The sequence below is a fragment of the Marivirga sp. genome, from assembly GCF_051117495.1.
Lineage (GTDB): Bacteria > Bacteroidota > Bacteroidia > Cytophagales > Cyclobacteriaceae > Marivirga.
Genome location: NZ_JBNPEF010000028.1, coordinates 132,964 through 149,682 on the forward strand (window position 1 = coordinate 132,964; position 16,719 = coordinate 149,682).

8 protein-coding genes are annotated in these 16,719 nt (G+C 35.5%); 4 read left to right on the top strand and 4 right to left on the bottom strand.

Annotation, left to right across the window (positions count from 1 at the left end):
* Nucleotides 1-206: 206 nt before the first annotated feature.
* Together ACFE0M_RS15155 and ACFE0M_RS15160 are read left to right on the top strand one after the other, a co-directional pair.
* Nucleotides 207-554 carry a PadR family transcriptional regulator gene (locus tag ACFE0M_RS15155; protein ID WP_434546625.1) on the top strand — a complete coding sequence of 116 codons (348 nt, stop codon included), beginning with the start codon at nucleotides 207-209 and terminating at the stop codon, nucleotides 552-554.
* A gap of 113 nt (nucleotides 555-667) precedes the next feature.
* The gene (locus ACFE0M_RS15160; protein ID WP_434546626.1) at nucleotides 668-1,171 is read left to right on the top strand and encodes a GldL-related protein; all 504 of its coding nucleotides are present in this window, start codon (nucleotides 668-670) and stop codon (nucleotides 1,169-1,171) included.
* 386 nt (nucleotides 1,172-1,557) lie between these two features.
* Here the strand turns inward: ACFE0M_RS15160 and ACFE0M_RS15165 are convergent, their stop codons facing one another.
* From ACFE0M_RS15165 to ACFE0M_RS15180, 4 genes are all read right to left on the bottom strand, one after another.
* Entirely contained in the window at nucleotides 1,558-2,268 is a 711-nt protein-coding gene (locus ACFE0M_RS15165; RefSeq protein WP_434546627.1) for a class I SAM-dependent methyltransferase, read from the bottom strand.
* A gap of 119 nt (nucleotides 2,269-2,387) precedes the next feature.
* The gene (locus tag ACFE0M_RS15170; protein ID WP_434546628.1) at nucleotides 2,388-3,728 is read right to left on the bottom strand and encodes a dihydrolipoamide acetyltransferase family protein; all 1,341 of its coding nucleotides are present in this window, start codon (nucleotides 3,726-3,728) and stop codon (nucleotides 2,388-2,390) included.
* 312 nt (nucleotides 3,729-4,040) lie between these two features.
* Entirely contained in the window at nucleotides 4,041-5,291 is a 1,251-nt protein-coding gene (locus tag ACFE0M_RS15175) for a competence/damage-inducible protein A (RefSeq protein ID WP_434546629.1), read from the bottom strand.
* A 14-nt stretch (nucleotides 5,292-5,305) separates the two neighbouring features.
* Nucleotides 5,306-9,511 (bottom strand): S8 family serine peptidase, encoded by a 4,206-nt coding sequence (locus ACFE0M_RS15180; protein WP_434546630.1) that lies wholly within the window; start codon nucleotides 9,509-9,511, stop codon nucleotides 5,306-5,308.
* A gap of 124 nt (nucleotides 9,512-9,635) precedes the next feature.
* Between ACFE0M_RS15180 and paaN the strand changes: the two genes are divergently transcribed.
* On the top strand, nucleotides 9,636-11,303 hold the full coding sequence (gene paaN, locus ACFE0M_RS15185) for a phenylacetic acid degradation protein PaaN (RefSeq protein WP_434546631.1): 1,668 nt from the start codon (nucleotides 9,636-9,638) through the stop codon (nucleotides 11,301-11,303).
* A gap of 495 nt (nucleotides 11,304-11,798) precedes the next feature.
* A partial coding sequence (locus ACFE0M_RS15190) for a leucine-rich repeat domain-containing protein (protein ID WP_434546632.1) occupies nucleotides 11,799-16,719 on the top strand: 4,921 nt, incomplete at its 3' end.

A 16,719-nucleotide genomic window follows, 5' to 3' on the forward strand; every position in this document is an offset into this window, starting at 1 on the left:
CCTATTATTATAAGCAGAACAAACCTTATGTATTTTCTCATAATCGATAGTTTTCAATAAATAAGTTTAAATATAATAGCTTCTAATCGTAATCCAAATCTGTTTAAAACCATTCTATATCATTTTTCCCAACTGTATTCATTCTATAATACCAAATAAATTAACATTTTATTTTGATACATCATATTTTGATGTATATTTGTACTATGTATTCAAAAGAACTATTAAAAGGCACGTTGGGAGTTATCATTTTAAAACTCCTGGAAGAAAACGGAAAAATGTACGGCTATGAAATCTGCCAGAAGGTAAAGGATATTTCAGATGGTAAAATTCTTATTAAAGATGGGAGCCTTTACCCTACTCTACACAAACTTTTAAAAGATGGCATATTAACCACCGAAGAAGTGAAAATCAGAAAACGAATAAGAAAATACTACACACTTACTCCTAAAGGTAAAGGAGAGAAAAAACTGGTAGTGAAAGAATTAGAAGATTTCATGGAGACGTTGAATAAAATAGTTTTTACAGATAACAAACCTACTCCTGCACTATGATTTCTGATGAGCAATTTTCTTTTATCAGCAAAAAAATTCAAAATAGTGAGATTTCTCAAAAGGAAGTTCAGGACGACCTAATTGACCATTTTTGTTGTCTAGTTGAATTAGAAATGCAAGAAGGAAAATCCTTTGATGAAGCCTACCATGTAGCCTATCAGCAAACTACTCCCAATGGATTTGAAGAAATACAATACGAAACTTTCTTTTTATTAAACCATAAAAAACTAATACTTATGAAACAGTTCACTTACATTTCGGGCTATTTATTTGCCCTTTCGACAACTGCGGGAGCATTTTTCAAAATAATGCATTTCCCAGGAGCAGCACTTTTGTTGTTAATAGGTTTAATGGGAATATCATTTATATTCTTGCCGTTATTGCTATTTAATAAATTTAAAGACAAGGTTTTTAAACTTATGTCAGAAAAATTAAAATGGATATTTGGTACACTAAGCTTAATGTTAATTTTAGTTGGAAGTTGTTTTAAAGTACTTCACCTTCCTGGTGCAATGGTATTATTAGGATTGGGGATGATTATATTTGGAATTCTATTTTTACCTTTCCTATTTTTCAGAATGTTTAAATCAAGTCAAGAAGAGGCTACAAGCCAATGAGGAGTATGAAAAAAATCATTCAAATTTCAGCCTGGCTATTTAGTTTTATATTTATGTTAGGGTTTTTCTTCTTTACATTGAAAATTCCCTATTCATACGTATTGCTCTACTCAGGAGGAACTATAGTTGGGCTGATTTGTATTCCTTTAATATTTCTTTATCAGTGGAAAGAGCATAAATTGATAAAGAATAGAATTCTATTCCAGTGGATTTTTGGACAGTCAGCACTGGTCATTTTCATCATATCAACCTGGATAAGGTTCATCGATACTTTTTCAGCTAATATTAGCTTAGGAATTTCATTTTCGATTTTAGCATTTACTTTCTTTCCTTTATTATTTTATAATATGTATAAACAGTCACTTGAAGAGATTTGAAATTAATGATTAGTCCAGTACAAATATCATGCAGTGCTGCCAAGGAAGATTATCAATATTCTTTTGCAACCTAAAACCAGATGCCTCAAATTCTTTAACCGCCTGTTCCTCGCTCATCTTGTGTAATCGCTTTATTGGAACACTATCATCCTCTGCCCTATATTCTATCAGAAAAATTTTTCCATTTGTTTTTAATGATTTCTTAATGGATGCCAACATTTCAACTGGGTAACTAAACTCATGATAAACATCCACCATCAATACCTTATCAATTGAATTATCCGGCAAATTCACGCTTTTATCAGTTCCTTTTACTAACTTGATGTTATTGAGACCTACTTCAGAATTCTTTTCTCTAATTGCTTGAAGCATCTCTTCTTGAATATCTATAGCATAGACCAGTCCATTTTTGGCTTTAGGAGCCATCTTAAAAACATGATAGCCTGAACCAGCCCCAATATCTGCAATGATATCATCTGGCTGAATATCCATATTCTTCAATAGTCTTGTGGTGTTTTCTTCCTGTTCTCTTTCAGATCGTTCCAGCCAATTGATACCCTGATAACCCATCACATAAGCAATTTCCCTGCCCATATACCATTTTCCGGTTCCAAATCGATCTCCGGATTTATATGTATAATTTTGATCGGATTCAACAGTTTGTGCTGTACATCCAAAAAAATACATGAAGAAGAAAATAGATAATGATAGCTTTTTCATAACTAGCTTTTGGTATTGAAACCGACAGAAGATCAAATGGTTTTTTGGAATTCTCTTAAATAAAAAAAGGACTGCCAAAACAGTCCTTTTTAAATCAATCCATTAAATCAAATTATCAATTATAAATCTTTCTTAACATCCCATTTTTCTAAGTAATCAGCTACTCTTCTCACCACCATTCCTCCTAATGAGCCATCTACTACTCTATGGTCATAAGAGTGGGATAGGAACATTTTATGCCTAACTGCAATCACATCTCCTTGAGGAGTTTCCAGAACAGCAGGCTTCTTAACAATGGCTCCCAAAGCTAAAATCCCGACTTGTGGTTGCATGATAATTGGTGTACCCATTACATTACCGAATGATCCTACATTGGAAATGGTAAATGTTCCACCTTCGAGTTCTTCAGCCTTTAATTTGCCATCCCGTGCCCTTCTGGCCAAATCATTCACTTTATTGGCCAATCCTCTAATGTTCAACTGATCAGCATCTCTAATCACCGGTACAATCAAATTACCGCTTGGCAGGGCTACAGCCATTCCAATATTGATGTGCTTCTTTTTAATAATTTTATCACCATCCACCTGAATATTGATCATTGGATAATCTTTAATGGCTTTTACAACTGCCTCAATGAAAATTGGGGTGAAGGTTAGATTTCCATTTTCTTGCTCTTTGAAAGTGTTTTTGTGTTTGTTTCTCCACTGAACAACGCTGGTCATATCTGCTTCAACAAAGGAAGTCACATGCGGAGAAATACGCTTAGAATCTACCATTCTGCCGGCAATCATCTTACGCATTCTATCCATCTCTATGATTTCATCATCACCAGAAATACTTACAGGAACACCTTGCGGAGCTGGTTGAGCTGCAGGCTGTGAGCTTGGTGCTGATTGAGTAGCACTTTGCGCTGGTTGGCTAGGCGTTTGAGCAGGAGCCTCACCTCTATTATCTAAATATGATAAAATATCTTTTTTGGTAACCCTACCATCTTTTCCCGTACCGGAAATTGATTCCAATTCAGCCATTTGGATGTTTTCTTCCTTGGCAATGTTTCTTACCAGAGGAGAATAGAATCGGCCTGACTCTGATCTTGCCGCTATGTCATGTCCATTAGTTGAAGTTGCTAAAGAAGTACTCTTTTCAGCGGATGCAGGTGCAGCTTCCTCTTTTTCTTCAGTTTTTGTAGTAGCACCATTATCGGCAGCAGCAGATCCGCCCTCAGTTTCAATAATGGCAATTGGTTTACCAACTGCTACTATGTCACCTTCCTGAACCAATATTTGTTTTAAGACACCTGCTTCTAAGGCAGGAACTTCAGTATCCACCTTATCCGTGGCTACTTCCAATACTGATTCATCTTCTTCAATAGTGTCACCTTCTTTTTTCAACCAAGTGAGCACTGTTGCTTCCATTATACTTTCGCCCATTTTGGGCATTACCATTTCTACCGTTGCCATGTAATAATTAGTCGTTTATTGAAATGAAAAAACTTTTCGTAATTTAATTATATTTTGTCTTACTACCCAATCATCGCCAAGAGCTGTGTCTGAACAGCTAGGAACAAATCAAGAGCATTGAAATACAATCAATCTTCAAAGGACGTTTTCCTTTTTCGAACCTATAAAAACCTGTCAGGTTTATCTTGTTTGATTCAAACAAATAGTTTTAGTATTTGCTTCAGTGTAAAATTAAAAAACTTGACAGGTTTGCCCACATAACAAAACCAAATCAAATTTGTACAAAATTAGCATTTATAAACTTTTTCTCAATTATTTTGAGCTTAAAGTTTGTCGAACCAAATTTAATAATGAATTAGATGTTATCTCGATATTACTTTGCCTATCAAACTGAAAATGATACAATTTCGTTTGGGTATTCTTTCCATCTGCCAAAGCAACCCAAGTTGTACCCACTGGTTTGTCCTTTGTTGCACCTGTTGGACCGGCTATTCCACTTGTGGAAATACCTATATCAGCACCAAAAAGTTCACGAACGCACTCGGCCATCTCAATTACCGTTTCCTCACTAACAGCACCATACTGTTCAATAGTTTCTTTTTTCACCCCTAGAACATTAATTTTCAAATCATTATGATATGGATTAATTCCTCCTCTGTAATATTCAGAGCTTCCGGAATTGGAAGTGATCAAATGAGCTATATATCCGCCAGTACAACTTTCAGCACAAGCCAAGGTCAACTTTTTCTCATTCAACAACTCCCCTATTTTACTTGCTAAATTGCTTTCATCAGTACCATAAATATATTTACCAACTTGTTCATACAGCTTATCTACTTCCTGATCTATTAATTTCTGAAGGTATTTTTCATCCTCACCTGATGCAGTCAATCTCATTTTCACCTGATTTAATCCAGGTAAATAGGCCAATTTAATTTCATTGGGGAGATTATTTTCCCATTCTTCCAATCTTTCTGCCAATATACTTTCCGGAATCCCTACTGTTTTGACCATTTTATGAATAAGCACCGGTGTTTTAAAAATCTCCTTAAATTTTGGCAATACAGTGTCCTCCATCATGTATTTCATTTCCTTGGGAACACCGGGCATTGAAATAAAAACCTTCCCTTCCTTCTCAAACCACATCCCAGGAGCAGTGCCATATTTATTTTCAATTGGGGTGCATTTCTCAGGTAATTCGGCCTGACCTTTATTTAATTCATTAAGTTCCCTACCTCTTTTAGCAAATCGTTTTCTTAAATCCTCCAAAATATCCTCATGAAGTTTCATGCCGGAATCAAAATATTTCGCCAACAGGGGTTTGGTCAGATCATCTTTGGTAGGGCCTAGTCCTCCGGTAATGATGATGATATCAGCATTATCCTCAGCTTCTTTAAAAGCACGCATCATTGCTTCTTGATTATCGGCTACCGTAACTTTTCTTTTTACCCGAATGCCCAATTTATCTAACTCAGCACTTATAAAATACGAGTTTGTGTCTAAAGTTTGACCATATAAAATCTCATCCCCTACAGAGATTAATTCTGCATATATATCCTTCATGTTTACAAATACTTTTAACGGCTTATAACAAATAAAAATGAAGCCTCTTGTTTTCCTTTTCTAATAATCAAATAATAAGGGCCTTGTTTTAATTCCGATACATCTATAATTTCAGTTTGCAAAAGGGGTAAATCATTTTTTGATTTCATCACTTCTTTGCCTTTTGTATCGATAACACTGTAGGAATCAAATTTGAATTGATTTTTTCCTGTTAAGTGCACTAATTTGTCAGCAGGATTGGGATAAATTGAAAAATATGATTTTAACTCATTCTTATTTCCCAATAAAGGATCATTAAAAACCACAATTTGTCTCTTGCTTGTTTCCTCACATCCCAAAGTATCGCTAACAGACAATTGAATATCAAATACACCTGCTTCAGAAAGTTGATGTTTAATTACTGGATTCTGACCTATCGATTGATTATTGATTTTCCAAGTCCATGAATCTGCAGATTCTGAAATTGATTTCAATTGAATTTCATTCTCAAAAGCTAAGTTTATTGTATCATGCGATAAAGTAAATTCAGCGGTTAAATCACTAACAAAAATCGGCACTTCCACTACTTCAGACGGATGAATATTTTCAACATTTATAGCAAATACACTCATATTGCCATCCACAGACTCAATATTTACTTCGGCTCCTTTTCCTATCAATTGGTTCAATTCCTCATCTTCAAAATAGTAAATATTATCTGAATTTAAGGCAGATAATACTACACTTTCACTTTGGCATAAATAATAATTCTCAAATTCAGGATTTGGACTGGCGGAAGTCTCAAAGAGTGTAGAATCCACACAACCAGACTCGGATATTGCAAATAATTTCAGAACCCCGTCCTTAAGTTTCAGTAAATCAAAATAAATTTCATTATCAGTGCCTATTGTGTCATCCTTTATCATCCAAACCAATTCCTTCGCTAACTCGCTCTTGCTTTTGGCCACTCCTCTCATTTCTTGATTATCCGATTCCATATCAAGACTGACTTCCATTTTTGCCTTAAGTTGAATTACTGAAGCCTCAAATTTTATGGGTTTTGAAGGATATTCTCCTGATTCATTTCTTATATAGAGAATAGTGTCATTCATGATACTTTCAATCACCATTTCAGATCCTTTGAATAATTGATTTTCCAAAAGGCTGTCTGCATAAACAGTAATTTCATCAATATCCGGATGATGAACTACTAAATCATCCTTCATACAAATTTCTACATCCTTGATATTTGGCTTTACGGCTCTTTGAAAAACTTCAAATGACTTTACTAAAGTATCCTTGCAACCAATACTGTTAGTAATGATTAATTCTGCACTATAAATCCCTGCTGAATCAAATACTATATTTGGATTTTGCTTAGTGGAAGTAAAACCATTGCTAAAACTCCAATGCCAACTTTCAGCATCTTCACTTTGATCGGTAAATTTAAAACTATTGGTCTCTTCCGCATCAAGTAAAATCGGTTCATTAGGCAATAAGAATGAGGCAGTAGGCTTTCGAATGGAAATAACAAACCTTTTTCTTATACTTCTAACTCCAAGGGAATCTCTTTCCGATATGTAAAAGGTAGTGTCATTGGAGATTGTTCCGACTTCAAATTCTGTTCCAGAATAAAGCACGGTGTCAACAGTTGCAGATGCATAAACATCATATTCAGATTTTTCAGGAGAAGTAATAACAGGACTTTCATCTTTGCAGATAAAATATTGTTTGCCAAAAGGAGGCAATGTATAACTTAATGAATCCTTATCTTTGGCTTTTTGAACAAGTGCCTTTAAATCATCTAAATTCTCTGCTCTCATAACCGCAAAAGAAACCGTTTGTAAACTAGCCGCATTGAAATTTGGAATTAGAATTCCATGCAGACTTCCGATATTGTTTCCTCCCGATAAATCACCAGCTTTTTGCTTTGAAAATGAGTTCGTCAATGCATTTCTGATAATATTTTGTTTTAGGCTGTCATTTTCCAAATCACTCTGATGCCCATTTTCAGCCCCTAAATCAAAGGCATAAAAAACAGAGTCTTGTTCAGATAATAAACTTAGCCCAACATATTCATTTTCTGAATCATCATAAGCATAGGAAAGTTGTAATGCACTATCATATTCTAATGAATTATTTATTTTATCTCCTAATGCATAGTCTGTGAAAAGCGCAAAATAAACAGAATCATAATTATTATCGCTTCTGTTCTCTACTCGATACTGATGAATTAATAAGTTTCCCTCGTCTTCCCATCCTAAAAATCTTTGATCAATGTAAATATCTAAAGGATTACTGATTTCATCATGTTCTTTAAAAATGCTTCTTACATCGAAATCCGCTGTTATGTCATCATAACGTTTTAATGATTGAAAACTTTGATAATCATCCAAATATTGAAATGAATTGGCATTGACCAATGTATTTCTTCTTAAACTGTCCTCTCCTGCATAGAGTACGAGCCCCATATGATCAATGAGTTTATTGCCATTATACCGCACTGCATAATTATCAAATGGAGTCTCGCTGCTCCTACCTAAATTTCCGGTTGCCGTAAATCCAAAGTTCCAATCTTTAAACTGAAATAGCTTTATTTTAGGACTGCTCTGAATTTGAAAGGATTGATAATCTTCATAAAATTCGCCATTAAATAGAATCCTGAAATTTAACGCTTCATTTTCCGGTAAATCATCGGAAAGCACTACTTTAAATTTATTATTCTGATTATTGATTTTCTCAAAAGTATCTAATGATTTAATTTTGAAATTATCTTGCAAAATAGTGACATAAGGACTAGAGCTGGTCAACAGGACTTCCACATTTTCAGTAGCCTCCAAAAAATTAGTGAATTCCACGACTATATCCAATGTATCACCAAAATAGGCCGCTTCTTCCAAGCCATTCGTAAAACTGACATCACTTATTCTAATAGAAGGTTTGTCGAAATCAGCCAACGATTTGAATACATTCAACCTTCCTTTACCAAATTTGTATTGAAAGTCGCTATTGTTTCCCACATCATTAATATCATCACTGCTTACCCTTAATTGTTCCATCACTTGTTGTGCATTCCATTCCGGGAAAACAGCCCTAATTAATGCAGCCGCTCCGGCTACCATGGGTGCCGCATAGGAAGAACCACTGTTATTATTATAGGTATCATCATTTTCAGTGGTATAAATCCCAACACCTGGAGCCACCAGATCAATAAAATCACTATAGGTGGCATTGGCATTTCTGCTGTCATCCGCATTTACATAGCCTACTGAAAGCACATTATCATAGGAAGCAGGGAAAAAATCGAGCTCAGCATTCGTATTTCCTGCTGCGGCCACTACAACCACATCATTTTCCATTACCGCATAATTAATAATGTCCTGAGCAAATTGAGAGTATCTGCCTGTACTGCCCCATGAAAGATTAATGACATCACAACCTTGATCAGCTGCATAAATAATAGCCTCATAGCTATTGCGGGAAAAATTATCCTCTGTTTTAAAAATCTTAATCGGCATAAACTTAGTATTAAAGCCTATGCCGGCTATGCCAGTGTTGTTATCAGTTGCAGCGGCCGCTATTCCAGCAACTCCGGTACCGTGTGTACTACCATCTGCTTCAGGAGCATTATCATTATCGGCAAAATCCCATCCAAAATAATTATCGATATAACCGTCATTATCATTATCAACCCCATCTATTGGATCTGCAGTATTCAAATATAAATTCCCCTCCAAATCTTCATGGTCTAAATCCGCCCCAGTGTCAATCACCCCTATAACAATCTCCTCATTTCCTTGTGTTATATTCCATGCGTCATAAACATTAATTTGATCCAAGTGGAACTGTGCTTGACCGAATTGGGCTTCCGGATCATTGGGTACATAGAGTGGTTTTACGTTTGGATATTGTTCAGCATATTCAATATTATCAAAACTGTTTAAGAAGTTGATGTAGGATTCTTCAGAAATGTTTTTGTCAATCTCTAATTTGTATAAATTATCCAATCGACTTTTAGTCTTGGATCTCTCACTGGTTTTATTTCGATTTTCAAATCCTTTTATTTGAAGGACTTTTTCATCTTTTCGAAGATTATCAATGTTTATTAAATTAGATGGCCTTGATCTAGCCAACTGCTCATCATCCTTTAATTTGACCACCAAAACACCAGGGACAAAATCCTGAGCCATGCTTTGATTAAAAATAAAAATACTGAGCAGTAGCGGTAAAATGTACTTCATAGGTTGATTTTTGGTGTTGTTTTTCTAAAAAACTTTTCCTTCCACAGAAAAGCATTTTCTCGCTTCAAATCTTAAATGTATATTTAGGCTTTGAGAATATAACACAAATTTAAAAATATTATCCATGAGTTTATACGAAAAGCACAAAGACACTTTAAAAAAGGCCATAGATGCTGTTCATGATCGATCTTTTTATGCACAATATCCGGAACACCCGTCCCCAAAAATATACGGAGAAACTGCAGATAAAGATGGTCAGGAAAAATTCAAGGCTAGTTTGGACAAAAAATTTGAAGATTTACTTCAAACGGATCCTGAAGCATGGGTTGGGCAAGAAGAATCACCTTATTTACAAAAACCATTGGGTATATTATATCCATCATTCAGTGCTGAAACTTTGATTGATAGAAGCCAAAAAGCTTGGACCCAGTGGAGAAATACTTCAATTGATGACAGAGCGGCTATTTTAGTAGAAAGCTTGGATAGGTTTAAGGAACGATTTTTTGAAAATGCTTATGCTACCATGCACACTACCGGACAAGGTTATATGATGGCATTTCAAGCATCGGGGCCACATGCCGCTGACCGGGCAATGGAGGCTATTGCCTTTGGATATGATGAATTAAAAAGATTTCCTGAAAAGAAATTTTGGGATAAACCAATGGGCAAATTCAATGTACAGTTGAATAAAAGCTGGAAACCTATGCCAAAAGGATTGAGCATGGTAGTGGGTTGTAGCACCTTCCCTACATGGAATTCAGTTTCTGGTGTTTATGCTTCGCTAATTACAGGAAACCCTGTAATTGCCAAGCCTCATCCAGGAGCGATTTTACCAATGGCCATAGTAGTATCAGAAATTCAAAAAGTATTAAAGGAAAATGGAATTGACCCGAATGTCTGTCAATTGGCTCCCGATACTTATGACAATATGATTACTAAGGATTTAGCAGAACATAAAGCTATAAAATTAATTGATTATACTGGAAGTGCCACATTTGGCAACTATTTGGAAGGTTTAGAAGGAAAAATTGTTTTCACTGAAAAAACCGGTGTCAATTCAGTGATTTTAGATTCTGCTGAAAATATTGACAAAGTAGCTCAAAATTTAGCCTTCTCGGTTTGTTTATATTCAGGTCAGATGTGTACATGTCCACAAAACTTTTTTATTCCAGAAACAGGCATCAATACTCCTGATGGCAAAGTAAGCTTTGAAGACTTCGCACAAAAATTAGCAGATAACATCAACGGTTTAGTGGATAACCCTAAGGCAGGGCCATTTGTATTAGGAGCCATTCAAAATCCAAATACTTTAAGCCATACTGAAGAAGCCAAGAAACTGGGCGGCAAAGTTTGGTTGGAAAGCAGGACGATTGCTAATCCAATGTTTGAAAAAGCAAGAACAGCCACTCCGATTGTGGTTGAAATGGATGCATCTGATGAAGACAAATTCACTAAAGAATTATTTGGACCTGTAGTATTATTAATTAAAACTAAGGATACCAATCAATCAGTAGATTTAGCTTCTAGTTTGGCTGAAAACCATGGTGCCATATCATGTGCGGCTTACACAACAGATGAGAACATTAAAAACCTGATAATGGATGAAATGGGAATGGCGGCTACTTCAGTTAGCTTTAACCTTACCGGAGCGATTCATGTAAATCAGAATGCCGGTTTCTCCGATTTCCATGTTTCAGGTGGCAATCCTGCAGGAAATGCTTCCCTGACTAATCCTGAATATGTAATCAAAAGATTTACTTGGATTGGTTTTAGAGAACCTGCTGAAGCATAAATTATAATTAGCTAGAGATTTGTAAAACCTGAGCTGAGAGGCTTGGGTTTTATTTTTTTCCGACATTACTTTTATTTCAGCTACACAAAAAATTATATCATATATTCATAGTCTGCATCATTCTGAGCCAAAAGTTGATAATTATACTTTTTACAAGTTATTCTAAATAAAAATGATTATCTATATTACTATTGATTGCAAACGAGATCTTTAAGATTTGTCTGCTTTTTAACTCGAACCAAAGATGGCAAGAAGCTTATTTTAGATACTTTAAATGGAGCGATTTTGTCAATTTTCTCCTACCTCTAAACTATTATATTATAAGGTCAACCCGATAATTACAATAATCATAATAAAACCTTAAAATTTCTAAACCAAAGTATTCTTAAAGGTTTTGTCTAATAATTTGTGATTTATTATATAGCAAAAATACCAACTTTTTGGTATTGCAATGACCTTATTAAAATTATAATATTACAAAATAATATTATAATTATGGGACATCATATTCAAAAAATTAATAAGAGGTATAAATCAAAGCTGACCAAGCAACTCCTGTTTTTTGCATTGGTCTTTACAATAAACCATTACACTGTACTCGCACAAGTAAATGAAACTGACTCTCTAGCTCTTGTGGCTCTATATAATGCAACTGGAGGCACTAACTGGTTCAATAACAACGAATGGCTTGAAGGACCTGTAGAAAACTGGTTTGGTGTGACAGTAAGTAACGGAAATGTTTCCGAATTGATTTTAAATTTTAATAATTTAGATGGTACTATTCCTTCAGAGCTCGGAAACCTTTCAAATTTGAATAAATTGTATCTTAATAACAACCATCTCACAGGGGTGATTCCCGAGGAACTGGGCAACCTAACGAAATTAGAGGAATTGCAACTTAATATAAATTTTGTTTGGGGTCCAATTCCAATTGAACTTGGTAACCTTGAAAATCTCACTAGTTTGAAACTAAATGATACTCGGTTACAAAAATGGGTACCAATGAATTTCACTGGTCTAACAAATCTTGTAAGTTTTAACATATCCGAAACAGACTTATGTGAACCTTCTAATTCTTCCTACACTAACTGGGTGTCAGGAATCGCAAATTATACTAGTTCTAGTATTATTTGTGATAGCGAACCTATTACCGTCTCTGACTCACTGGCTCTTGTTGCTCTCTACAATGCTACAAACGGAACTAATTGGAATAACAATACCAACTGGCTAAAAGGCTCTGTAAAGAACTGGTTTGGAGTGTGGGTGAGTGGCGAAAATGTTACTGAATTGAATTTAAATTCAAATAATTTAGTCGGCACTATCCCTATGGAATTAGGTGACTTGACGAATTTAATTAATTTATCTATCAGTAATAACCAACTAACATCTACAATTCCTGGAGAACTGGGCAATCTATCAAATTTAAATAATTTAAACCTTTCTGAAAATGAACTAACAGGTTCTATTCCCATAGAACTAGGCAACTTATCAAATTTAAATAGTTTGGGACTTAGCAATAATCAGCTTAATGGGCTAATCCCAATAGAACTGAGCAATCTATCAAATTTAATTGGGTTATCTCTTTCTCATAACCAAATTACAGGTACAATTCCTATTGAATTAGGTAATCTTACCAATTTAGAATATTTAAATCTTGACGATAACGAATTAACTGGTTCAATTCCTATTGAGATTGGTAATATATTGTCTTTGAGAAATTTAAGGCTTGATGGTAACAAATTAACTGGTTCAATTCCTTCAACGCTAGGAAACCTGCAGAATTTATTTTATTTGGAGCTTGATCGTAACCAACTGAGTGGCACTATCCCGCTTGAACTGGGAAACCTATCAAATTTAGGAATATTAAGGCTTTCAGATAATAATCTAACAGGTCCAGTACCTTTATCATATACCAATCTTATTAATCTTTCAGGTTTTAACATTTCCGAAACAAGCCTATGTGAACCTTCAGATCCTTCCTATACAAGCTGGGTTTCAGGAATCTCAAATTACACTAGTTCCGGGCTTTCATGTACTACTCAATCCGTAGCTGAATCTGATTCTCTGGCACTAGTTTCCCTTTACAATGCTACTGACGGTCCTAATTGGAACAACAACACCAATTGGCTCGCAGGGCCAGTACAAAACTGGTTTGGCGTGACTGTAAGTAGCGGAAACGTTACTGAATTGGATTTAAAATCAAATAATTTAGTCGGTACTATTCCTTCGCAACTCGGCGATTTATCTAATTTAACTAGATTAGTACTTTACGATAACCAACTGACTGGCACTATCCCGCCCGAATTAGGAAACATTACAAATTTAAGTGTAATGTTACTTTATTTTAACCAACTTATGGGTACAATTCCTTCGGAACTGGGCAACTTATCAAATTTATCTATATTAGACCTTGATGGTAATCAACTCAGTGGTACTATTCCGCCAGAGTTGGGTAATCTATCAAATTTAAATGTCTTGTGGCTTGCTAATAACCAACTTACGGGTACGATTCCTGTTGAATTGGGTAATCTATCCAATTTGATTGAACTGTATATTCACGGTAACCAAATTACAGGAAGTATTCCTGCGGAACTGGGCAATCTGTCCAATTTGACTTATTTATGGCTCCAAGAAAATCAACTAGGCGGTTCTATCCCTCCAGAAATAGGGAACCTGTCGAACCTGACTACTTTGTATCTAAATAGCAACCAGCTCACAGGCACTATCCCCGCTGAGCTTGGCAATTTAATCAATTTGACTAATTTGATACTTTTCGGTAATCAACTTACGGGTATTATTCCATCAGAATTTAGTAATCTGTCTAATTTGAATGTTTTATCTCTTTCCTACAACGAATTAACAGGTAATATCCCAATCGAACTAGGTAACCTTTTAAATTTGAATAAATTGATTCTTAATGTTAATCAACTGTCAGGAGTCATTCCGGTGGAATTGACTAACCTGACCAATTTGACTGAATTGTATCTCTGGGACAATCAACTTTCAGGTGATATTCCCAAAGATCTTGATAAACTTACTAATTTGAATTTATTATGGCTCCAAGAAAACCAACTCACAGGTTCTATTCCAGCGGAACTGGGTAACCTGTCTAACCTGACCAGTTTGTATCTTTACTCAAATCCTTCATTAACTGGTCCAGTACCCTTAAATTATACAAACCTTATTAATCTTTCAGATTTTAATTTCTCCGGGACAATATTATGCGAACCGGAAGATCCTTCCTATACAAATTGGGTCTCTGGAATTTCAAATTATAGTAGTTCAGGGCGATCTTGCGCTATTTCACCTGTAATTCCCTCCGACTCTCTTGCACTAGTTTCCCTTTACAATGCTACTGACGGCCCTAACTGGAATAATAACACCAACTGGCTCACAGAACCTGTACAAAATTGGTTCGGTGTGAAAGTAAGTGGTGGAAATGTTATAGAATTGAATTTAAATTCCAACAATTTAGTTGGTACGATTCCTGTGGAACTGGGCGATCTAACTAACTTAACCAACATAAGGCTACATACTAATGAACTCTCCGGTTCCATTCCATCTGAACTGGGAAACATGACAAATTTGACTGATTTATATCTATACAACAACCAGCTGACAGGCACAATACCCGTTGAGATAAGCAATATATCCGATTTGACTCGGTTATGGCTAGCTAATAATCAATTAACAGGAACTATTCCATTGGAATTAGGAAAACTATCGAATTTGACTCAGTTATGGCTTGCGGATAACCAACTAACAGGTTCCATTCCAACAGAACTGGGTAATCTATCGAACTTAAGCTATCTAGGTCTATATAGTAATCTACTTACTGGATCTATTCCCGTGGAACTTGGCGACTTGACGAACCTGACAAGTTTGTATCTTTACTCAAATCCTTCATTAACTGGTCCAGTACCCTTAAATTATACAAACCTTATTAATCTCTCAGATTTTAATTTCTCCGGAACAATATTATGCGAACCCGAAGATCCTTCCTATACAAACTGGGTCTCTGGAATTTCAAATTATACTAGTTCAGGGCGATCTTGCGCTATTTCACCTGTAACTCCCTCCGACTCCTTGGCACTAGTTTCCCTTTACAATGCTACTGACGGCTCAAACTGGAATAATAACACCAACTGGCTCACAGAACCTGTACAAAATTGGTTCGGTGTGAAAATAAGTGTTGGAAATGTTATAGAATTGAATTTAAATTCCAACAATTTAGTTGGTACGATTCCTGTGGAACTGGGCGATCTAACTAACTTAACCAACCTAAGGCTACATACTAATGAACTCTCCGGTTCCATTCCATCTGAACTGGGAAACATGACAAATTTGACTGATTTGGTACTTTACCGTAACCAACTTACGGGTACTATTCCAACAGAATTAGGTAATCTGTTAAATTTGAATATCTTATCACTTTCCTACAACGAATTAACAGGTAATATTCCCATGGAATTGGGTAACCTGCTAAATTTGAATCAATTAGTTCTTAATGTTAATCAACTGACAGGCACAATACCAGCGAAATTGGGTGATTTGTCGAATTTGACTGAATTGTATCTCTGGAACAATCAACTTTCAGGTAGTATTCCCACTGATCTTGATAAACTTACTAATTTGAATTTATTGTGGCTCCAAGAAAATCAACTCTCAGGTTCTATTCCAGCGGAACTGGGTAATCTGTCAAACCTAACTAGTTTATATCTACATAGCAACCAGCTAACAGGCACAATCCCTTTTGAACTAGGCAATTTGTCCAATTTGACTCGGTTATGGCTTGCTGAAAACCAATTATCAGGCTCTATTCCAGCAGAATTAGGTAATCTATCAAATTTAAGCTACCTAGACTTAAACAATAACCAACTCTCTGGTTCAATTCCATCAGAAATAGGCAACCTTTCAAATTTAAATAGTTTGTATTTTGAAAACAACCAACTCACTGGCGAAATTCCTAGAGAAATTGGCAATCTATCCAATTTGACTTATTTATGGCTTGCTGACAACCAGCTAACTGGCTCTATTCCTGAGGAGATTGGTGAATTGGTAAATTTGGAAGATTTAATACTATATACAAATGATTTCTCCGGCTCTTTACCTTTAAGTATAGGAAACATTACCACTTTAGAAAGAATAGCTCTCGATACTGTGCCTAATTTATCAGGGGCCATCCCAGAGAGTTGGACAAATCTCAGCCTAAGCGTTTTCTTTTTTGATGGTACTGATCTCTGTGAACCAGACAATTTAAGTTATACTACATGGAAAAGTACAGTAACAGATTATGTAGGAACTGATGTTATTTGTTCAAGTACAAATTCCTATCCTACCATTGCAGACCAAACATTTAGCATTGACGAAAACAGCTCCAATGGAACAAGCGTGGGGACGGTCCAAGCAAGTGACC